Source organism: Syntrophotalea acetylenivorans (assembly GCF_001887775.1).
GTDB classification, from domain to species: domain Bacteria; phylum Desulfobacterota; class Desulfuromonadia; order Desulfuromonadales; family Syntrophotaleaceae; genus Syntrophotalea_A; species Syntrophotalea_A acetylenivorans.
On the sequence record NZ_CP015519.1, the window covers coordinates 551,212 to 572,675 of the forward strand.

Annotated in this window: 18 protein-coding genes, 1 tRNA gene and 1 pseudogene; 7 read left to right on the forward strand and 13 right to left on the reverse strand. The window is 52.0% G+C overall.

Annotation, left to right across the window (positions count from 1 at the left end):
* Positions 1 to 29: 29 nt before the first annotated feature.
* From A7E78_RS02550 to A7E78_RS02565, 4 genes are all read right to left on the reverse strand, one after another.
* Positions 30 to 2,405 carry an arylsulfatase gene (locus A7E78_RS02550; RefSeq protein ID WP_072282782.1) on the reverse strand — a complete coding sequence of 792 codons (2,376 nt, stop codon included), beginning with the start codon at positions 2,403 to 2,405 and terminating at the stop codon, positions 30 to 32.
* A 124-nt stretch (positions 2,406 to 2,529) separates the two neighbouring features.
* The gene (locus tag A7E78_RS02555; RefSeq protein WP_072282783.1) at positions 2,530 to 3,267 is read right to left on the reverse strand and encodes an outer membrane beta-barrel protein; all 738 of its coding nucleotides are present in this window, start codon (positions 3,265 to 3,267) and stop codon (positions 2,530 to 2,532) included.
* 97 nt (positions 3,268 to 3,364) lie between these two features.
* Positions 3,365 to 3,763: a hypothetical protein gene (locus A7E78_RS02560; protein WP_072282784.1), complete on the reverse strand. Its 399-nt coding sequence runs from the start codon at positions 3,761 to 3,763 to the stop codon at positions 3,365 to 3,367.
* Positions 3,764 to 3,803: 40 nt separating this feature from the next.
* Positions 3,804 to 4,304, reverse strand: a complete 501-nt coding sequence (locus A7E78_RS02565; protein ID WP_072282785.1) for a glycine zipper family protein — start codon at positions 4,302 to 4,304, stop codon at positions 3,804 to 3,806.
* 579 nt (positions 4,305 to 4,883) lie between these two features.
* Here A7E78_RS02565 and pap point away from each other — a divergent pair.
* Positions 4,884 to 6,373 (forward strand): annotated as a pseudogene (gene pap / locus A7E78_RS02570) (polyphosphate:AMP phosphotransferase).
* A gap of 650 nt (positions 6,374 to 7,023) precedes the next feature.
* Positions 7,024 to 7,581: a hypothetical protein gene (locus A7E78_RS02575; protein WP_072282786.1), complete on the forward strand. Its 558-nt coding sequence runs from the start codon at positions 7,024 to 7,026 to the stop codon at positions 7,579 to 7,581.
* Positions 7,582 to 7,688: 107 nt separating this feature from the next.
* On the opposite strand, the gene A7E78_RS02580 is transcribed toward A7E78_RS02575, so the two are convergent.
* From A7E78_RS02580 to gap, 6 genes are all read right to left on the reverse strand, one after another.
* On the reverse strand, positions 7,689 to 8,126 hold the full coding sequence (locus A7E78_RS02580) for a DUF3617 domain-containing protein (RefSeq protein ID WP_072282787.1): 438 nt from the start codon (positions 8,124 to 8,126) through the stop codon (positions 7,689 to 7,691).
* Positions 8,127 to 8,288: 162 nt separating this feature from the next.
* Positions 8,289 to 8,375 (reverse strand) — tRNA-Leu (locus A7E78_RS02585).
* Between the two features lie 67 nt (positions 8,376 to 8,442).
* Positions 8,443 to 8,796, reverse strand: a complete 354-nt coding sequence (secG, locus tag A7E78_RS02590; protein ID WP_072282788.1) for a preprotein translocase subunit SecG — start codon at positions 8,794 to 8,796, stop codon at positions 8,443 to 8,445.
* Positions 8,797 to 8,875: 79 nt separating this feature from the next.
* On the reverse strand, positions 8,876 to 9,631 hold the full coding sequence (gene tpiA, locus A7E78_RS02595) for a triose-phosphate isomerase (protein ID WP_072282789.1): 756 nt from the start codon (positions 9,629 to 9,631) through the stop codon (positions 8,876 to 8,878).
* A 73-nt stretch (positions 9,632 to 9,704) separates the two neighbouring features.
* Positions 9,705 to 10,898 carry a phosphoglycerate kinase gene (locus tag A7E78_RS02600; RefSeq protein WP_145924829.1) on the reverse strand — a complete coding sequence of 398 codons (1,194 nt, stop codon included), beginning with the start codon at positions 10,896 to 10,898 and terminating at the stop codon, positions 9,705 to 9,707.
* A 111-nt stretch (positions 10,899 to 11,009) separates the two neighbouring features.
* Positions 11,010 to 12,011: a type I glyceraldehyde-3-phosphate dehydrogenase gene (gene gap / locus A7E78_RS02605; RefSeq protein ID WP_072282791.1), complete on the reverse strand. Its 1,002-nt coding sequence runs from the start codon at positions 12,009 to 12,011 to the stop codon at positions 11,010 to 11,012.
* A 376-nt stretch (positions 12,012 to 12,387) separates the two neighbouring features.
* On the opposite strand from gap, the gene A7E78_RS02610 reads away from it, so the two are divergent.
* The 5 genes from A7E78_RS02610 to pyrE all read left to right on the forward strand — a co-directional run bounded on the left by A7E78_RS02610 (position 12,388) and on the right by pyrE (position 19,174).
* Positions 12,388 to 13,149, forward strand: a complete 762-nt coding sequence (locus A7E78_RS02610; protein ID WP_335743855.1) for an MBL fold metallo-hydrolase — start codon at positions 12,388 to 12,390, stop codon at positions 13,147 to 13,149.
* 63 nt (positions 13,150 to 13,212) lie between these two features.
* A complete protein-coding gene (locus A7E78_RS02615; RefSeq protein WP_072282793.1) occupies positions 13,213 to 16,194 on the forward strand; it encodes a phosphoribosylformylglycinamidine synthase subunit PurS in 2,982 nt (993 codons plus the stop codon).
* Positions 16,195 to 16,197: 3 nt separating this feature from the next.
* Positions 16,198 to 17,022 carry a phosphoribosylformylglycinamidine synthase subunit PurQ gene (locus A7E78_RS02620; protein WP_072282794.1) on the forward strand — a complete coding sequence of 275 codons (825 nt, stop codon included), beginning with the start codon at positions 16,198 to 16,200 and terminating at the stop codon, positions 17,020 to 17,022.
* Between the two features lie 112 nt (positions 17,023 to 17,134).
* Positions 17,135 to 18,541: an amidophosphoribosyltransferase gene (gene purF / locus A7E78_RS02625; protein ID WP_072282795.1), complete on the forward strand. Its 1,407-nt coding sequence runs from the start codon at positions 17,135 to 17,137 to the stop codon at positions 18,539 to 18,541.
* 69 nt (positions 18,542 to 18,610) lie between these two features.
* Positions 18,611 to 19,174: an orotate phosphoribosyltransferase gene (gene pyrE / locus A7E78_RS02630; protein ID WP_072282796.1), complete on the forward strand. Its 564-nt coding sequence runs from the start codon at positions 18,611 to 18,613 to the stop codon at positions 19,172 to 19,174.
* Positions 19,175 to 19,244: 70 nt separating this feature from the next.
* Here pyrE and A7E78_RS02635 read toward each other — a convergent pair whose 3' ends face one another.
* Genes A7E78_RS02635 through nadB form a run of 3 tightly spaced genes read right to left on the reverse strand, consistent with a single transcriptional unit; the run spans position 19,245 to position 21,350 of the window.
* Positions 19,245 to 19,451 (reverse strand): hypothetical protein, encoded by a 207-nt coding sequence (locus tag A7E78_RS02635; protein ID WP_072282797.1) that lies wholly within the window; start codon positions 19,449 to 19,451, stop codon positions 19,245 to 19,247.
* A gap of 4 nt (positions 19,452 to 19,455) precedes the next feature.
* On the reverse strand, positions 19,456 to 19,728 hold the full coding sequence (gene pheA / locus A7E78_RS02640) for a chorismate mutase (protein ID WP_072282798.1): 273 nt from the start codon (positions 19,726 to 19,728) through the stop codon (positions 19,456 to 19,458).
* Positions 19,729 to 19,751: 23 nt separating this feature from the next.
* Positions 19,752 to 21,350 (reverse strand): L-aspartate oxidase, encoded by a 1,599-nt coding sequence (nadB, locus tag A7E78_RS02645; RefSeq protein WP_072282799.1) that lies wholly within the window; start codon positions 21,348 to 21,350, stop codon positions 19,752 to 19,754.
* Between the last annotated feature and the right edge of the window lie 114 nt (positions 21,351 to 21,464).

Below are 21,464 nucleotides of genomic sequence, written 5' to 3' on the forward strand. Positions count from 1 at the left end.
TATCTTCTTGGGGTGACCGCCTTGCGGAGCTAATCCGCTTGTGCTGTTTCAGGCTTCTTTACCTCTTCCACTTCGATAGTGACCTTGGGGATTTTTCCGGTGAACTTCGATGCCCTCTCGGAGCCTATGGTTTCGACCACAGGAGTGGCCAGGTCGATGCCCACGTCGGCGGTTTCATCGGCCGAGAAGATTATCGGCTGGGTGCGGGAGATACGGCCCTGGGCGGCCTGCTTCCCGTTCACGTAAAGTGTGGCTTCTCCTCCTTTGCCTAGTCCGCCACCGTCGTAGGCGAACTCGAAACGGATGGTCGACTTGCCGGGTGGTAATATCTCCTTCGCAGAAATCGTGGTTCGATGCAGGCCGAGAAAGTTGTAATCGTAAGCCGGAACCCCCTCTTTGACATACAAGGCCCAGCCGCCGAAGCGTCCGCCCTGGACAAGAATAACGCCGTTCCCGCCATCCTCCGGCACCTCTACTACGGCGGTGATGGTCTTAGACTTGTTTTTAATATTCAGGAAGACATTCTCGGTCATACCAGTCATGCCTTCAGCGAGCGTTAGCGAAGTCCGCCCCGCCATCACATCCGGACGTCCTACCAGATCCCCATTGAGACGCATAAAGACTCGATCGTCTATAGGCAACACATAATTCTTCTCGGCCTCCGACAGGAACAGGGCCTGCAGTTCCGCGAGTTTCTGAGGTTTTTTATTTGCTAGGTCGTTCACCAGGCTGAAGTCGCTGCGCGTGTCGTAAAGCTCCCAGATATCTTCGGCGAGGCCGCGGCGTGGTTGCCTTTCCCACGGAGCTTTGTGGATGGTTCGCGCGAACCAGCCGGCGTGGTAGATAGCCCGGTTGCCGAACATCTCGAAGTATTGGGTGACATGCCGATCCTTAGCTTCGCCATCGTCGAAGCTGTAGACCATGCTCACTCCGTCCATGGGGACCTGCGGAGTGCCGTTGACCTTTTTGGGCTCGGGCAGACCGGCAGCTTCGAGGATAGTCGGCGCGACATCGATTACATGGTGAAACTGGGTGCGCATTTCGCCCTTGGTCTTGATGCCTCTGGGCCAGTGAATGGCCATGCCGACCTTGGTGCCGCCGTGGTCCGAGGCGACCTGCTTGGTCCACTTGTAGGGGGTGTCAAAGGCCACCGCCCAGCCTGCGGCCATATGCGGATAGGTCTCTGGCCCGCCCCACTTGTCCATGACCTTGATCATGTCCTCGACCTTTTCCTGTACGCCGTTAAAGTAGGTCATTTCACTGAACATGCCATTTCGACCACCCTCGGCGCTGGTGCCGTTGTCGCCGTAGACCAGGAAGATCAGGGTATTGTCGAGCTGGTCGGCACTCTCGATGGCCTTAATGACCCGGCCGATCTCATGGTCGGTCATCTCGACATAAGCGGCGAACACCTCTGCCTGGTGGGCGAAGAGCTTCTTCTCGTCAGCATTCAGGGTATCCCAGTCCGGGATAGCCGTGGGCTTGGGGGCGAGCCTGGTGCCCTTGGGAACAATGCCTTTCTCTATCTGTCGCGCCAGGATCTCCTCGCGCAGCTTGTCCCAACCCTGATCGAACTTGCCTTTCCAGCGGGCGATCCATTCTTTCGGCACATGGTGCGGCGCGTGAGTGGCGCCCGGCGCAAAGTACACAAAGAAAGGCTTATCCGGGGTCAACGCCTTCTGGTAGCGGATCCAGGCGACCGTCTGGTCCGTCATGTCGTTGAGAAAGTGGTAGTTCGGATCCTCCGGCAGTTCGACCGGGTGCACCCCGTCGTAAATGAACGGCGCCCATTGGTTGGTCTCGCCGCCGAGAAAACCGTAGAACTTGTCGAAGCCCTGGCGGGTCGGCCAGCGGTCAAGAGGGCCGGCGATACTCGCCTCCCAGGCTGCGGTTTCGTGCCACTTGCCGAAGGCCGCGGTGCTGTAGCCGTTGAGGCGCAGCATCTCGGCCACAGGCGCAACGCTGTTCGGGATCTGGCCGGTATTACCGGGAAAGGCCGTGCCGGTCTCGATGATTCCGCCCATGTTGTTGACGTGATGATTGCGCCCGCTCTTAATGGCTGCCCGGGTCGGGGAGGAAACGGCAGTGGTATGGAAGTTGTTGTAGCTGAGCCCCTCTTCAGCCACATGATCGAAAGTAGGGGTTGAAACCGGTCCGCCGAAGGTGCTGGTCCCCGCAAATCCCAGGTCATCAACCAGAACGATTACCACATTTGGCGCTCCGTCAGGGGCTTTTACCTCGAAGCGAGGCGGTGGTGTGGCATCCCTGACATCCAGGGTGCTGCTGTTCGGATACTGGGGGTCAGGAATCGGTAAGGTGGTGCGATCCAAGCCGGTCTGTGCCGTGGCTGCGCAGGCTGTTCCCAGCGCCAGGCTGAATAGGCCAAAAGCTGCTGTTTTTTTCATTCGCTGCCTCCGTTATTCGACTGCCGTCAGATATGGAATTTCGTTGTCCTGGAATCCATTTAGCTCATCTTTATCTATCTACTGAAAACCCCAGATCCTCAACCGAGACTTTTCCGGGGAACCTTTAAAAGGTTCCTCCCAAACCAAGAATAAAGCCGTGGAAAGCGGCATCGAATTTGTTGCCGCTGCTGCCTTCGGTGTCATAGTAGAGACGACGGTACCCCAATCGAGCAATCCAGGTGTCGTTGAAGTGGAATTGGAACTGCGGCTGCAGTTCATAGGTCAGGTCCGAGTCGCCTGCGCCGACTGAAAGAGTTGGATTGAATCGCCAGCGCTTGCTGAGCTGAAAACTTGGGCGGACAACCAGTACTCCATCATAGATGTCGGTTTTCCTGCTGCCCGAGGCGGAGGCATTTCCGGATATGGTCAGCTCGTTGTCCATGCGCGTATAACGAAGCCCGCCAAGAATGTCAAAGGTCATGCCTTTTTTCCAGCCATCGACCTGGATGCCCGTTGCAACGGTCAGAAGCAAGGTGTCCGATTCGACTTCAACTTTGGAGCCCTCGATTTTGCCGACGTTTTCGTCATCGCTGATCTCGAAATAATCCACCTGCAGCCAGTTTACCCAACGCCCCTTTTGAACCACCGCCAGCAGGCCGCCGGCGAAATCGACCTTGTCGATCAGATCCTCCACGCCGACATCGACCTCGACCTTCGTTCCTTTCACGGTAATGTCGCCATCAATGCCTACCCCCCACATGTAAGGGGCTATCTCGCATTTCCAACCACCAGCGGCTGCCCAGACTGGTGTGGTTAACAGCCCTAAGACTAAAATTGCCAGCAAGCACCAACATTTTTTCATTTTTCCCCTCCTCTTAAACCCGGTTGTGGCATGGGTGTGCCTGGGTTGAATAAACAGTGCCCTGACGTCCATGCCGAGCGGTTGGAACGCGTTGCCCTCACCTAGGATCAAGGCAGGCGCCGAACACCATGAACCCGTGACCGTCGCCAGCAGCACTCAGGGTCAGATTGCCTGATTCTTTTCCCAAGGCAATGCTCCACCCTCTTTGCTCAACCCCCTGTAGAACAGTAATTTCCTCCAGCTGCTTGATCAGGTTGATCTTGGTATCGTTCCTTTTGACCGCTTTGTCGAGGGAGACGATGGTCTGTTTATCGAGGTCGATCCTTACGAAACGGGGCAGGGCCATCTCCTCGATGGTCAATTCGCCGCACTCTCCATCCGCGGTGCATTCGTAGGCCCTGGTAAGAGTGCAGAGGCGGGAGGTCATCTCTTCAGCAGCGAGCGGGACAGCCACCAGGAGTATCGCAAGTGTGTAAAGCAGTGATTTTCGTATCATGACTTGCTCCTTATGAGTTTATGTGCCGGGAAACCCCGGGCTACCTCACCGTATAGCCTTTGCCCTCCATGCAGGCTCCCCAGGCCCGGTTGTACTGGCCACGCTGCTGCTCGTAGCTTGCCTGCTGCTGTTGGGCCCACTGCTCCTGTTGTTGGCTGCTCTGCCGGCGCCGGGCACCGCCGATAATCCCTCCGGAGGCCGCTCCGATGGCCGCTCCTGTACCTGTATCACCGGCAATGGCCCCCACTGCGGCCCCTAGCAGAGCTCCGCCGGCGGCACCTTTCAATGCGCCTCCCTTCTGCTGGGGGGGAGGGGTCTGCGCCGTTGGAGGTTGCATGGGGTCGAAGCCGGTCTGCTGCCTGGCCCACTGGTAACAATCGTATTTATCTTTTTCTACCTGGTCCGGGGCCTGTCCCTGGCTCGGATAGACGATCGGCTCCTGAGCTCTGCACATTGGTGTCAAAGCACCGCCTGTGCCAATCAGCACAGCAACCGCTACCCCAAAAGCGACAACCCACCATGTTCTTCCAGCAATTTTCATACTGTGCCTCCTTATTGCTCGTATGGTGTGATGGTTCACCCTGCCTGCGCAACTCAACTCGTGAATGAAACAGGATGGGAAACTTTGTTTTTCATGCACTTACAAATGCTTAGCCTAAATTTAAGCTTAATATTTATTATTGTTAAATCAATTGAATTTTAAAAACTTAGATTTTTTCATCAAGATTAACCTAATGGGCAAACAGGTAAGCTTCTACGATATGTCACGTTTACCAGAACGTCGAACGGCCCAACTTATGGAAACAGGTTGGGCCGTTCTGCATTTTGTATTAAATTGATTCTAGCGTTGTCAGGATTTATTAGTCATCAGAAAGATACTCAGCGGACCTGATTCCTGACACTATCTATATAGGTTTTTAGATAGAAATACGCGGATGCAGCTTTTGCGTCAGAGGAGGGGAGGGCAATGACTTCAAATAAATGCCAGTATTTATTGCATCGGACAGTAAGCATGTTTTGATGGATTAAGTGAATTGCCTTGAAATTGTTTAAAAAAAACCTATGATGGAAAGGACTGGTCGACGATTCGTCAGGGAGTTGTTACGAACAAGGAGTGTTCATGTTCGAATCTGCTGAACTGGGTCATCGGATTGACAAGGAGGTCTACAAGCAGCAAGTTCCCTCCTTGCGAGAAAACCTGCTCGATGCGCAGCTCGACCTGTTGCAGAGTAAAAAGTTCTCGGTGCTGATCCTGATTGCCGGTGTCGATTGCGCCGGTAAAGGCGAAACAGTTAACATCCTGAATGAATGGCTTGATCCACGCCATGTGGAAACCCATGCTCTGCGTGATCTTACGGATGAAGAATTGGAACGTCCTCCCATGTTTCGTTTCTGGAGGGCGCTGCCGGCCAAGGGTAAAATCGGTGTCTTTATCGGTACCTGGTACTCCACGCCTCTGATTCAAAATGTTTATGGCAATATCAGTAACGCTGAATTCGATCAGCGCCTCGACCGAATCATTCGTTTTGAAAACATGTTTGTTCGGGAAGGGGGCTGATTCTCAAGTTCTGGTTACATTTGTCAAAAAAAGAACAGAAAAAGCGTCTTAAGGAACTCGAATCCGATCCTAAAACCAGCTGGCGAGTCACTAAAACTGATTGGCGTCACTATAAGTTGTACGACAGGTTTCGACAAATTTCCGAACGCATGTTACGCACCACCAGTACTGTCGAAGCTCCCTGGAATATTGTGGAAGGGGCTGATTCACGCTATCGTTACCTGACTATCGGACAGTTGATCCACAAGTCGCTGGTACGGCGTCTTGGTGTCACAGTAAAGACTTCCGGCGCTGAAACGTTACCACCACTGACGACTGCCATTGACGGGCTGAGGATTCTACAGTCCCTCGATTTACAACAGTCGTTTAAAAAGAGCGACTATCGTGATCGGTTGGCCAAATGGCAAGGGCGGTTAAATCTCCTCTCCCGTCACCCGGATTTTAAAAATATTTCCGTGATGGCCGTCTTTGAAGGCAATGATGCTGCTGGTAAGGGGGGCAGCATTCGACGGGTCATACAGGCCCTCGATGCTCGTTCCTATCGGGTTGTTCCGGTTGCCGCGCCCACCGATGAAGAACTTGCCCAGCCCTACCTGTGGCGCTTTTGGCGAAATTTGCCGCGCAGGGGACGTTTTGCGATCTTTGATCGGTCCTGGTACGGTCGGGTGCTTGTCGAACGGGTAGAAGGCTATTGTTCTCAGGACGACTGGATGCGTGCCTATGGCGAGATCAATGATTTTGAGGAACAGATGGCACGCCACCGAATAGTGGTGGTTAAATTCTGGCTCGCCATCAGCAAGGAAGAACAGTTGAGGCGCTTTAAAGAACGAGAAAAGATTGGTTTCAAGCGATTCAAGATTACCGACGAAGATTGGCGCAACCGCGAAAAGTGGGATGAATACCAAACGGCGGTCTGCGACATGATTGACCGTACCAGTACTGAAATCGCGCCTTGGACTTTGGTAGAAGCCAACAATAAATATTTTGCCCGAATCAAGGTGTTGCAGACTCTTTGTAAACAGATTGAAGGAGCTCTGGCCGTTAAGGCATAATGTACGGACTTGTTTTTCATTTAGGATGCCTTTGATCAAAAGGGTGCTATGGTCGGAAACGTCCAGCAATTCATGAGGCAAAGGGTTCGCTGCTCTCATCGGAAGAAAAAGATTCTTGTCAGGCTATTGCCGCCGAGAAGTCCGGGTTAGCCAGCCAAAGTGTCGTTGGTTTGCTTGCTCTGGCTGGAGGCACAACCCAGCTCAAAGCAGCGGAAACTAGCGGTTTTCCATCGGCCAGAATTGCTATCTGCTGGCGATTTTCCGCCGTAAGGGGATGGCGGTTTTCCCCGTTGATAACATAGGGTCACCTTTTTCGCAGGGCGGTGACGGGCATCCTGATCCCACCATTTTGGTCGAACCGACCTCGACAAAGAAAACAGTTGCGTTGAACTAAAAAGAAAAAAGTTTTCAGCAAAAACAGAAAAAGGCAAAACCAAAGGCGCAGGTAATGGTCAGGACAAGCAGTCCAAAGACGATTAGCCTAAAGACAAGAAGACTACGGAAAAAAGCAGCAAGAAGAAAGGTAAGATGAGGAAAGGCAAGTAGAGGGGCATTTGCTCGGGATAGATTCTTGAAGTCCGGCGCAGTCACTAGTTTTGCCGTGCGCCGCATCCACTACACTGACAGCTTGTTTACCGAAAGGACACAACATGAACAAGGAAGATTTTATCCTTTTCAGTGGCGGGGCCAAAGGGGCGGAGGCTGAGTTTGGTGCCAATGCCGAACGCCATGGTATCGAAGAAGTTAATTTTACCTTTGAAGGGCATACCATCGTTCGTCAAAGGGGTTTGCGTGTTTTGCATCACGAAGAACTGAAAAATGGTGATGTGAGCCTGGAGTATGTGTCACGATTACTTAATCGGCGCTATACTGCCAGCCCTACGATCCGTAAGATCCTGCAGACCATCTGGTACCAAATCAATCATGCCCAGCAGATCTTTGTTATAGGGGAGATCCTGGACGATAAGACCGTCAAGGGTGGTACCGGCTGGGGAGCTGAGTTTACCAAACTTTGCAATAAGCCTTTATATGTTTTCGATCAAAAACAAGATGGTTGGTACCATTGGGTCGAATTCGATTGGGTCGCCCTAAGCGGCGATCAAGAGCCTGTCATCAGCGATGTGCACTTCGCCGGCACCGGTACTCGATATTTACAGGAAAACGGTCGTGAGGCGATAATCAGCCTATTTGAACGCTCCTTTAAATAGAAGGATTGTTCACCGCATAGGTCGTTAAGACAAAAGCCGCTTCGATATTCTCGAAGCGGCTTTTGTCGTTTTTACTTTGTTACTCTAAATAGATGCGATAAGGAGGATTATCTTCCGCAGTCACCGATGCGCTTGCCGGTTAGGGTATAGGTCATAGTCATATTGCTCGGTTCCATGGTGGCCGTCATGTTGCCCTGCATCTTGTTCTTTTCGTAGGTGATGGAGCTGTTAGCTTTCATCGTGTTGCCTTGGGACGAACAGACCATGTCATAGGTCACCGTGTTGCCGGTAGTAGTCATATTGGAGATATCGCATTGCTGATCGGGTTGGTCCGGTTGCTGCGTTTGTGGGATCAGGTCATCCTGGCTGATGCATTGGGTGGATTTGACCGGCGGCATCTGCATGGGCATGCCAGGCAGTTTAATCACGGTGGTAATTTCCCATAATCCTTCTTGTATGTCGACTTTTGGTTTGTCGGCCTGGCAAGCGACGGAGCATAACATCACTAATGCGATGGTAGTTAAACAAAGGCATTTCCGGAACATGGTAGACTCCTATTGTAGAAGAGGTTGCAGACAATGGAGTAAATTTAATGGAAATGGGATATTAAGGCAAGATAAACAATGTAGCTATAGATAGTAACAATAAGTTTTGAAATTAAACAAAAAAACGACCACAATAACTGTGGTCGTTTTTTTAATTCTTTTTGGTGCCGAAGGCGAGACTCGAACTCGCACGACCGTTAAGTCACCGCCCCCTCAAGACGGCGTGTCTACCAGTTCCACCACTTCGGCATCGAACGGATTGTTTTATACTTTGTTGCGTCAGACCTGTCAATAATAAATTTCTGACAAGTCGAAATTATTTGGTTTTTTCAGGGGGTGTTGCTTCCTCGGCGTTCGGTACGACAACTGGCTCGGCAGTAGATTTTTCGGTTTGCGAAACTGCCTGGCCGATCGACTCGGGCATAATGCTGTCAGCACCGGGTTTGGCGTAGTAATAGGCGAGGAGCAGGCTGGTCAACATGAATATGACGGCCGCCCCGGTTGTCAACTTGCCCATGAAGCTTTGACCTCCGGTGGCTCCAAAGACCGTCTGGCTGGATCCTGCGCCAAAAGTCGCACCGATGTCGGCCCCTTTTCCGCCTTGCAAAAGGACAATTAGAACCAGGGCAAAACAGACTACTATATGAACAATTAACAGCAGGGTGGTCATAGACGGAAACTCTCCTTAAATATAATTACATTGAGACCCGTAAAATTAACATAGATGGCCTGGGCAGGGAAGAAAAAAGTCAGCTTTGTTTAAACCGGGCGATTCGAATAAAGTCGCCTGCCTTAAGGCTGGCGCCACCCACCAGGGCCCCATCGATATCCGCCTGGCATATAAGACCGTCAATGTTTTCGGGCTTAACACTTCCGCCATAAAGAATTCTGGTGTTTTCTGCTACGGACGAATCAAACAGGTTTCCAAGTAGTTCGCGAATAAAGTGGTGTGCTTCCTGGGCCTGTTCGTTGCTGGCGGTCTGACCGGTGCCGATAGCCCATACCGGTTCATAGGCTACAGTCAGGCGATTCATTGATGCGCTATCAAGACCTGAAAGACCATTGCGGGTCTGGCTTTCCAGAACTTCGAAGGTGCGGTTTTCGTTGCGCTCAGTCAAGGTCTCACCTATGCAGAAAATGACCCTAAGTCCCGCAGCCAGGGCGGCCTTAATCTTCTGATTGATAAATTCATCAGTTTCTGCAAAAAGATGGCGCCGCTCAGAATGACCTATTATGACAGCGCGGCAACCGACATCCCTCAGGAGGGTGGGGGAGATTTCTCCGGTATATGCGCCCTCCGCTGGATAGCAGTTCTGTCCTGCAAGAAGGATAGGGCTGTCCTTAAGGGCTTCCGCCAGCGGTGCCAGGGCCGTGAACGGGGGGGCAACGATAATTTCAACATTCTTCAGATCGTTCAGTTGTTCCTTGAGGGCTTTGGCAAGCCCCAGAGCTTCGTCAACTGTTTTGTTCAGTTTCCAGTTGCCGGCGATGATCGGTGTGCGCATAAGGTCTCCTTCTTAATAACCTGATCGACTACTTCGATGCGAGGCAGCCGGTATTGTCGAGGGATAGTGGAGATCAGGGTTTGTCGTTCAGGGCCATAATACCAGGCAGCTCTTTGCCTTCAAGAAATTCAAGGGAAGCGCCACCTCCAGTGGAAATATGGGTCATGCGATCGGCAAGTCCGGATTTGTTCGCTGCCGCCACTGAGTCGCCGCCACCGATAATCGATACAGCTTTAGAGTCGGCCAAAGCCTGGGCAATGGAAAACGTGCCTTTAGCAAATGCCGGAAATTCGAAAACCCCCATTGGGCCGTTCCATAGCACGGTGCCCGCCTTTGATACGATTTGGCAGTATTCTTCTATGGTTTGAGGGCCGATATCAAGCCCCATCCGGTTGTCAGGGAAGTTGTCGTTGCCACAAACCTGATGGTCTGCTTCCGCGCTGAACTCTGATGCTGCAACATGATCCTGTGGCAGCACCAGGTTAACGCCGTGATCTACTGCTCGCCTCAGAAGGTCCTTGGCTAATGCAATGCGATCTTCCTCTACGAGGGATGTGCCGAGGTTGAAGCCTTGAGCACGCAGGAAGGTATAGGCCATGCCGCCGCCGATGAGCAGAGTGTCCACTTTATTGATCAGATTTTCTATGGCCGGTAACTTGTCGCTTACCTTTGCGCCGCCGATAATGGCAACCAGGGGACGGACCGGTTCGGCTACTGCTTGTCCAAGGTAACGGATTTCTTTCTCAATTAAAAAACCTGCTGCAGCCGGGGAGAGGAGTTGTGCGACGCCGGCTGTCGATGCATGGGCGCGATGGGCGGTGCCAAAAGCGTCATTGACATAGAGCTCAGCCAGGCTGGCAAGTTGGTCGGCAAAATGTGGGTCATTGGTTGTTTCGCCAGGATGGAAACGGACATTTTCCAACAGCATGACTTGCCCATCTTGGAGGGATTTGGCGAGAGTCTCTACTTCGGCGCCGATGCAGTCTGGAGCCATGATGACGGGGAGGTTGAGCAGCTTTGATAAATGCTCAGCGACAGGCTTTAAGCTGAATTCGGTCTTGGGCTGTCCTTTGGGGCGACCGAGGTGGGAGGCAAGGATTAAGCGGCCACCCTGGTCAAGAATGTGGCGTATGGTTGGAAGTGCGGCAACAATACGGTTGTCGTCGCTGATGCAGCCGTCGCTATCCAGGGGTACGTTAAAGTCAACGCGGCAGAAAACCCGTTTACCTCGGCAGTCGATATCCTTGACCGTCATCTTGTTCAGCATAGACAATCCTCCCTGATAAAATAAAGCTGTATCGCATGTTCGCTGCAAAGGAACAGCCGGCTTGTGGTGGAATAGTGAAAGTTCTTAAGTATTGTAGACAGCTATGCCCTGTCAGGAATAGCAAATATGGCGCAGAAGTTCTACTACCCGGTTGGAATAACCCCATTCGTTATCGTACCAGGCCAGAACTTTAACCATGTTGCCGCCTATGACGTTCGTTGACAAGGCATCGACGATAGAAGAAGCCGGGTTGCCATTAAAGTCTATAGAAACGAGGGGTTGTTCGCAATATTCAAGAATTCCCTTGAAGTTTGAAGTGGCCGCTATTCGCAACTTATCGTTAACTTCGGTAATGGAAGTTGGATGCTTGGTTTCGACTACCAGCGAAATCAGGGAGACGTTTGGAGTCGGCACCCGCACCGAGATGCCATCAAGGCGACCTTCCAGTTCAGGTAATACCCGGGCCACACCACGAGCAGCACCGGTGGTGGTAGGTATGATGGACAGCGCGGCAGCACGGGATCGACGGGGGTCCTCGTCCAGGTGGTCGAGGATCTGCTGACCGTTGGTGTAAGCATGGACGGTGGTCATCATTCCCTTGATAATGCCGAAATTATCCATTAATACTTTGGCCACGGGGGCCAGACAATTGGTGGTGCAGGAGGCATTGGAAACGATGCGATGGCGCTGCGGGTTGTAAACGGATTCGTTGACACCCATGCAGATGGTGACATCAGGGTCTGTTCCGGGTGCGGTAATGATAACCTGTGAGGCTCCAGCCTGCAGGTGGGCCTCTGCCTGATGTCGTGCGGTAAATTGACCGGTAGCTTCTATGGCGACCTCGATACCAAGTTCACGCCAGGGGAGGGCGCCGGGGTCCGGTTGGGTCAATACGGCAATTTTCTTGCCGTTGATCAACAGGGAGTTGCCTTCGGCAATAACCTCGGCGTCAAAAATGCCCTGTACCGAATCATATTTTAATAGATGGGCTAAGGCAGATGCATCGCTAGTGTCGTTGATGGCGACAATATCTATATCATCGGCAAGCCAGGCTGCGCGAAAGATGCTGCGACCGATACGGCCAAAGCCATTGATTGCCGCTTTTATCGCCATGTTTGAGTCGCTCCGCATTGCTTCCGGGAAAAAAGGGATGAGCTTTCTGAAGATAAAACCATTTTAAATTCAATAAGTTAAGCAGTTAGTTAGATGTTTCCACAAAATGGCAATAATAACGAATTGCCTCTAAACCGTCAACCGCTTTTGCCATTTGAAATTTAATTGAAGTGGGATTTGTCCGGTTGTACTTTGGTGCCTGTTATGGTATGAAAAGACCGCCTCCTAGGGTGTCAATAAAGTCATGGTGAAGAGTCCGTTTGCGGCTTGCCCTTTTGGCCCTCCGGTTGGTTTGCCTGGATTCCTGGTAAAATGTATAGATTTTAGACGTTTGCGCTCTCATCCCGGGCGCTGGAGAGTTTGTTTGCGGGTATGTTTGTTAGCCAGCGGCAGTAAGGGAAATGCCATCCTTGTTGAATCAGGAGGCAGTCGATTGCTTATTGACGCCGGACTGTCGGCTCGTGAAATCAATCGCCGACTGGAGTTGGTCGGGGTCGACGGGCACTCTCTTGATGCGGTTTTGGTGAGCCATGAACATGGTGATCACTGCCGGGGACTGGGGCCCATGGCGAGGCGTTATAAACTGCCGGTCTTTGTTCATCATAAAACTCGTTTGGCGTTGCGCAACCCGGGCCGCCTTGATGATTGTCGTGAATTTGATGATGGCAATACCCTGGTGTTTCAGGATGTGCAAATTGAAACGGTGCCCCTGACCCATGATGCCGTGGCTCCTGTCGGCTATCTTGTCGACACGCCTGCCGGCAAGGTCGGCGTACTGACCGACCTTGGCATGACCACTCGGCTGGTTGTAGAGCGCTATCGACACTGTCGGGTGCTGATTCTTGAGTTCAATCATGACCAACAGATGCTTATGGAGGGTCCTTATCCTTGGCATCTTAAGCAACGGATTCGCAGCAATCATGGCCATCTGTCCAATGAATCGGCCGCCGGCTTGCTGTCCGATCTGGTTTGGGACGGTCTTGAAGGGGTCTTCCTGGCCCATCTGAGTGATACCAATAATTGTCCGCAATTAGCCGAAGTTAGTGCTCGTCAGGTTCTGTCGGCCCAGAACAGCTGTAACCCCCAAGTAATGATCGGAACTCAAGCACAGCCCAGTAGCTGTTTCGTGGCCGAATAATCCAGGCCTTTTCTACTTATTGGCTGTCGTCTTGATTAATAATTAGTTGTTAAGGAGTATGATATGGCTTGGAGAATCGAAGTCGGATTGAAAAAAGGCGTGCGTGACGCCCGCGGCGAAAGGGTCCGCCGTGAGATCGCAGAACATCTTGGTATACATCTGGAAGGGGTTCGGACTATCGACGTCTATACCGTCGATGCCGAACTTACTGCCGAGCAGATCGAAGCGGCGGCCAGCGGCCCTTTCTCTGACCCTGTGATTCAACAAGTGGCTATTGATCGGCCCTTAGCTTCTGATTTTGACATGCTTGTCGAGGTGGGATATCGACCCGGTGTTACCGACAACGTCGGTCGTACTGCCGGCGAGGCATTGCAATACCTTACCGGAAGAGAGTTGGTAGCCGACGAGGGGGTTTATACATCGGTTCAATATCTCCTTAAAGGGCAGCTTGACCGAACTGTCACCGAACGTATTGCGTCGGGTTTTCTCGGTAACGGTCTCATTCAACGCTGGGAGATCATTTCTTCCAGTGAGTTTGATCACAGCAAAGGCGTGCCTGTCTCTGTCCCCAAAGTGGTCAGTACTGCCGAGCCCAAGGTTCAACAGATAGACCTTGCCGTGGCCGACGAAGAATTGCTCCGGATCAGCCGTGACGGTGTTTTGGCCCTTAACCTCGAAGAGATGCAGGAAATCCAGCGGTTTGCTGCCGATCCCGCTACTTCCGCAGAACGTGCCAAGGTCGGCCTTGGGGCTTCCTTGACCGATGTCGAGTTGGAAGCCTTGGCTCAAACCTGGAGCGAGCACTGCAAGCACAAGATTTTTGCCGCCAATATTGAATATGATGATGGCCAAGGCAATAGCGAAACCATCGACTCCTTGTTTAAAACCTATATCGTAGGCGCGACCCGTACCATCCGGGAGGCCATGGGTGACAAAGATATCTGTTTGTCAGTCTTTAAGGACAACGCCGGAGTTATTCGTTTCAATAACGAATGGAGCCTGGTGTTCAAAGTCGAGACGCATAATTCTCCGAGCGCTCTCGATCCCTACGGCGGTGCCTTGACCGGTATTGTTGGCGTTAACCGTGACCCCTTCGGTACCGGTATGGGGGCCCGGTTGATGTTCAATACCGATGTCTTCTGCTTCGCTTCCCCATTTTACGCCCATCCCCTGCCGCCGCGACTGCTCCATCCGCGCCGTATCTTTGAAGGGGTCGTTGAAGGAGTAGAGCATGGGGGCAATAAAAGCGGTGTTCCTACCGTCAACGGCTCTATTGTCTTTGATGACCGTTTTGCAGGGAAGCCTCTGGTCTACTGTGGGACGGCTGCCCTGATGCCCCTTGAGTTGCATGGTCAGCCTGGCCATGTGAAAAAGGCCCTGGCTGGCGACCGTATTGTCATGACGGGTGGTCGTATCGGCAAAGATGGCATCCACGGGGCTACTTTTTCATCCGAAGAGCTGCATGAGGGATCACCGGTTACTGCGGTACAGATCGGCGATCCCATTACCCAGCGACGGATGTTTGACTTTCTGCTGATTGCTCGCGATCGTGGCCTCTATCGCTCTATTACCGACAATGGAGCTGGTGGTTTGTCGAGTTCGGTGGGCGAGATGGCCGAGGATACCGGCGGTTTTGAAATGCATCTGGACCGGGCACCTCTTAAATACACCGGTTTGCAGCCCTGGGAAATTCTCATCTCCGAGGCCCAGGAGCGCATGACCCTGGCGGTACCGCCGGAAAAGATGGCAGAATTTATCGACCTGGCCAAGCAGATGGACGTGGAAGCTACCGATCTCGGTGAGTTTACCGATTCGGGTTACTACCACTGTTTATATGCCGGGAAGACCGTTTGTTATCTGCCCATGGACTTTATTCATGAAGGTGTCCCTCAGCTCCAGCTTAAGGCCCGCTGGGAAGACCGTGGTCACAAAGAGCCGGAAGTCGCTCAGCCCCTCGATATGAACGCCACTTTGCATAATCTGCTGGCGAGGCTCAATATCTGTTCCAAAGAGAGCGTGGTGCGGCGCTACGACCACGAGGTTCAGGGTGCTACGGTCCTTAAGCCGCTGGTCGGCGTGGAAAACGATGGACCCGCCGATGCGCCCATGATTCGGCCTTTGCCCGATTCCTTCGAAGGCATCGTTACCGCCCACGGTATCTGCCCCCGATACAGCGATATCGATACCTACCATATGATGGCCTGTGCTATCGACGAAGGCCTTCGCAACTATGTGGCTGTCGGTGGCAACATCGATCATGTCGCCGGTCTCGACAACTTCTGCTGGTGCGACCCGGTTCAAAGCGACCGTACTCCCGACGGGGAATACAAGGCCGCCCAGCTGGTGAGGGCCAATAAAGCCCTTTACGACTACTGTGTCGCCTTTAACGTGCCGCTGGTTTCCGGCAAGGATTCGATGAAGAATGATTACCAGATCGGCGACACCAAAATTTCTATTCCGCCGACGGTGCTCTTTTCCGTTATAGGCAAGACCGAGGATATCCGTAAAGGGGTGACCATGGACGTTAAGCGTCCTGGCGACCTGGTCTACCTGCTCGGCACAACCCTTGACGAACTTGGTGCTTCCGAGTACTACGACATGTTGGGTCACCTCGGTGCTAATGTACCGAAAGTTGATGCTGCTACGGCCTTACAGCGCTACCGCACCCTTAATCGAGCTCAGCAAGAGGGGTTAATCGCTTCCTGTCACGATCTGTCCGATGGCGGATTGGGTGTTGCCCTGGCTGAAAAAGCCTTTGCAGGGGGGTTCGGCATTCGGGCAGATCTGCGCAAGGTTAAGCGAGAAGAGGGAATACGAGAAGACGCGCTGCTCTTTTCCGAATCGCAGAGCCGTCTCCTGGTAACCGTGCGACCTGCCAATCAACAAGCTTTCGAGTCCCTGTTTAACAATCAGGATGTTTCCTTGCTCGGCGAGGTGACCGAAGATCAGGAATTGCGGATCGTGGGACTGAAGGGAGAGGTACTGGTTCGCTCCACTATCGATGATCTCAAAGAGGCGTGGCAATCGCCGTTAAGGGAGATGTAAGGAATGTCCAAGCAAGTTAAAGCCATCGTTATTGCCGGCAACGGGACCAACTGTGAGCGGGAGACGGCTCACGCCATTCGTCTGGCCGGCGCCGAAGTGGTCGATATCGTCCACATCTCTGAGCTCCTTGCGGGCCGGGTGCTGCTTTCCGACTATCACTTTCTTAATCTGGCCGGCGGGTTCCTGGACGGCGATGACCTTGGTTCGGCCAAGGCCGGCGCCAATCGCCTGTTGCATGCGCCAGTAGCCGGTAGCGGTGACCATCTTAGTGATCATCTGCGGCAGTTTATTGCTGACGGCAAGCTGATCATGGGGGTTTGCAACGGCTTTCAGCTGATGGTCAAAATGGGGTTGTTGCCCGCTCTGGACGGTGAGTTGCGCCAGTCCGCCACGTTGACCTTCAATGATAACGGTCGCTTTGAAGATCGTTGGGTTTACCTTAAAACCGATCCGAATTCCCCTTGTGTCTTTACCCGCGGCCTGGACGGCATTTATTTGCCGGTACGTCACGGGGAAGGGAAGTTGGTTGCCGAATCGGATCAGGTTCTTAAGGATATTGAGGCCAAAAATCTGTCCGTTCTAAAGTACAGCACCGCCGATTTTGCACCGACAATGGAATATCCAGCCAATCCCAACGGTTCTGCTGCAGCGATCGCCGGATTGTGCGATGAAAGCGGTCGCTTGTTTGGCCTTATGCCTCACCCGGAAGCTTATGTCCATCGCACCCAGCATCCTCGCTGGACCCGTGAGGAAGATCTTCCGGAAGAGGGCATGGGTTTGTGGCTCTACCAGAATGCTGTTAAATTTATTCGTGAAGAGTTGTTGTAGCCACAAGAAGAGTTCGATATTGACGTTTTACAAACTGGTGCTATGTAGCGCTGGGATGCATACCAAGGTGAGTCAGATTTGCTAGGCATATCGCATGCCGGGAAGTGGTTTTATGTTCGATAAATTTAACGATGAATGTGGTGTCTTCGGTATATTCGGTCATCCTGAGGCCGCCAATTTGAGTTATCTTGGGCTTTATGCTCTGCAGCATCGCGGTCAGGAAGGCTGCGGCATTTCCGCTTCTGACGGTTCGAGTGTTCGTACCCATGTTGGTGGTGGTTTGGTTTCCGATGTGTTCAAAGACAACAAGATTTTCAATAGTCTTCCCGGGCAGGCGGCTATCGGCCACGTTCGTTATTCTACGGCGGGCGGGGACAGTCTTAAAAACTGCCAACCCATAACGGTTAAATACTCCCGCGGCAGTATCGCCGTAGCTCATAACGGCAACCTGGTCAATGCGCAGGAAGTGCGGTGTGACCTGGAAAAGAACGGTTCAATTTTTTCCACCACGGCCGATACCGAGGTCATAGTTCATCTTCTCGCTCGTTCTAAGGCAGATGCCCTTGCTGACCGTATAGCTGAAGCTTTGCGGGCCGTAAGGGGCGCCTACAGTTTGGTCTTTCTGAGTGAAACGCGGATGGTCGCCGTGCGTGATCCGAGCGGTTTCCGGCCACTGGTCCTCGGAAAAGTCGACGGCGCATACGTCGTTGCATCTGAGACCTGTGCTCTAGATCTTATCGAGGCTGAATATGTTCGTGAGGTCCAGCCTGGAGAAATGATTGTTTTTGACAAAGACGGCATGACCTGTTCGCATCCTTTTAAAGAAAAAAAATTATCTCAATGTATTTTTGAATTGATCTACTTCGCTCGTCCGGACAGCACTGTTTTTAGTCAACAGGTCTATGAAAAACGTAAAGATTTCGGTCGGCAATTGGCGCGGGAACATAAGGTTGATGCGGATATTGTGATACCTGTTCCGGATTCCGGGGTGCCGGCTGCAATCGGTTATGCCGAGGAGTCTGGGCTTTCTTTCCAAATGGGGCTGATCCGCAATCATTATGTCGGTCGTACCTTTATCGAGCCGCAACAGTCTATTCGTCACTTCGGTGTTAAAATCAAGCTGAATGCCATTCGCGAGGTATTTGAGGGTAAGCGGGTCGTTGTTGTCGATGATTCCGTGGTAAGGGGTACCACCTCACGAAAAATCATCAAAATGATTCGCAAGGCAGGCGCAAAGGAGGTACATATGAGAGTATCTTCGCCGCCGACCAGTTATCCCTGTTTTTACGGAATCGACACGCCAACCCGTAAGGAATTGATATCTTCGTCTCACACTATCGACGAGATTTGTAAATATATTACGGCCGACACCCTCGGTTATCTGTCCATTGAAGGCATGCGCAAAGTAGTGGGGGTCGAAGACGGTACCTGCGGTAATTTCTGTGATGCTTGTTTTAATGGCGAATATCCCGTAAAATTTCCGCGACTTACCGACGACGATCAATTGGGGCTTTTTTAGGGAGAGATCAGCAGGTGGGTTGCAGCTCAATAATCATAGAGTAATTTCTTAGCGAGTGGAGGGAAGGGTTTGACAACCGAACGTGATGAACTAAAGCAAATTGTGCGTCAAGTGTCTTATGAAGAGAGGGAAGTCACTCTGGCTTCGGGGCGCAAAAGCACTTTTTATTTTGACGGTAAGCAGACCACCTTACATCCTCGAGGAGCGGTGCTGGTGGGGAAAGCTTTTTTTGACGAATTAAAACATTTCCCCGGTCCCATCGATGGTGTGGGTGGGCTGACCATGGGTGCCGATCCCATTGCCACTGCCTTGTCCATGACAAGTTCGTTGGCTGGTGATCCAATCCCCGCTTTTATTATTCGCAAAGAGCCCAAGGGCCACGGCACCGGCCAGTGGCTTGAAGGGCGGAAAAATCTGGCCCCCGGGGCCCGTGTGGTGATTGTCGAGGACGTTTTGACTACCGGCGGGTCGGCACTGAAGGCTGTTGAGCGTGCGAGGGAAGAGGGTCTGGAAGTCGTAGGTATCATTTCCCTTGTGGACCGTGAAGAGGGGGGTCGTGAAGCGGTAGAGGCCCAAGGTTTAGCATTGCGGGCTATCTTCACCAAAAGTCAGGTGGTTGGTGACAATAATTGATGTGACCGACAGATTCAAAAAAAGGGAGGCTGCCATCTGGCAAGCCTCCCTTTTTTTTGGATTAACCCTGCTACTCATCAGGAATCTTGAACACTTCAAGCACTCCGGGTAGTGAACGTAGCTTTGCAACATCGAAATGACTGGTTTCGCCGATAATTCCGAGAATGATCCGGTCAATACCGGTCGACTGATGAAAGTCGAAATCGAGATCGATGAGGTGTTGTTTCAGCTGTCGCAAGTCCTCATCCGAAGCAGATTTTTTCATTACAACCAACATGGCCTTATTTTCCTTTCGTCAAGAGGCGCTCAAGGCTCCTTGATTCATCAATCACTCTTTCAAACAACCGGACGATTGCGCTGTTGTCCAAGGGTCCATTATTGATCTTTTGCATGCGGGTAAAGATGCGTTTCTCCCGGCTGGGATCGTACACGGCCAGGTCTTGCTCTTTTTTGATTTCACCGATCTGCAAAGCAAGGGCTGCTCGTTTGTTGAATATTTCCAGTAACTGATCATCCAGTTGATCGATTTGTTTACGAATGCTATCGATATCCAATATATACTCCAACTGTTAGCGTGTTAGAAGGCGATACGAATGGTCGTATCCCGTTTCCAGTTAAGGTCGTCAGTCTCTGGATAGTCTATGTTGAAATGCAACCCACGACTTTCTTTGCGTTGCATGGCACAGCGAACAATTAATTTTGCCACAGTAGTGATATTGCGTAATTCAATAAGATCGGATGTGGGGTAAAAGTCCCAGTAGTATTCGGCAATTTCTTGCTGAATCATTTCCATCCGGCGCAATGCCCGGGCCAGGCGACGATCGGAACGCACGATACCGACGTAATTCCACATGCAGCGACGGATTTCGTCCCAGTTGTGGGCCACGACAACTTCTTCGTCACTGTCTGTCGCCTGTCCATAGTCCCATGGCGGAACCGTGGGGTAGGGTGTGGCAGTTTCCTCCAGGCGTTCGAGAGAACGTTGTGCCACTCGGTCGGCAAAAACCACGCCTTCAAGCAGGCTGTTGCTGGCCAAGCGATTGCTGCCGTGCAGACCGGTAAAAGCGACCTCGCCAATGGCAAAAAGATTCTGCAGGTCCGATTCCCCCCATATGTCGACCTTGACACCACCGCAGAGATAGTGGGCGGCGGGTACTACAGGGATCGGGTCGCGAGTCATGTCGATATCGAATTTGAGACAGGTTTCATATATGTTGGGGAAGCGGTTGCGAATGTAGTCGGCATCACGATGGGTGATATCAAGGAAAACGCTGTCGTCGCCATGCACTTTCATCTCGTTGTCGATGGCCCTTGCCACGACATCCCGCGGAGCCAGGTCCTTGAGCGGGTGGTATGCTTCCATAAAGGCGGTGCCGTCACGACGGCGCAGGACAGCTCCCTCTCCGCGGACAGATTCTGAAATTAAAAAAGATTTGGCGTTGGGATGGTAGAGGGTGGTGGGATGGAATTGCATGAATTCCATATCGGCAATGGTCGCACCGGCACGATAGGCCATTGCCACGCCGTCCCCCGTAGCCACGTCAGGGTTGGTGGTATAAAGAAAAACCTTGCCGGCACCACCTGTGGCCAGTACGGTGACTCTGGCGCCAAAAGGTATGACCTCCCGGCCTTCGATGTCCAGGACATAGGCACCTATACAATGGCTTGGATACTCCTTGCGGCCAGTGGTTTTTGTGTCAGTAATTAGATCGACGGCAATATGATGTTCGTAAATTGTGATATTGGGGTGATTGCGGGCCGCAGACACCAGGGCACGTTCGATTTCTCGGCCGGTGATATCTTTAGCATGCAAAATGCGCCGTTTACTATGCCCGCCTTCACGAGTCAGGTCATAGGTGTCGTCATCTTTTTTGGTGAACTTTACACCCCAGTTGATCAGGTCATGAATGGCTTTGGGGCCGCTTTCAACAACCAGTTGCACAACATCTTCGCAGCAAAGATTCGCCCCCGCTATCATGGTGTCCTTGAAGTGGGAGGCAAAAGAATCTTCTGTCGAAATGACTGAGGCGATACCGCCTTGGGCCAAATTGGTGGCAGTCTCGGACATCTCTCTTTTAGTTACAAGGGCAACGGTGCCTCGCTCGGCGACTTTCAATGCATAAGAAATCCCAGCAATGCCGGTGCCGATGACCAAAAAGTCTGACGTAATCTTCAAAGGAAAAGCCTCGTCGATTAAAGAAAAAACGTAAAAAGGCGATATAAATTAAATCGAAGTAGCAAAAAAGCCACTGACAAAAGAGTCTATGGCCGATTACTTGCTGCTTCGAGG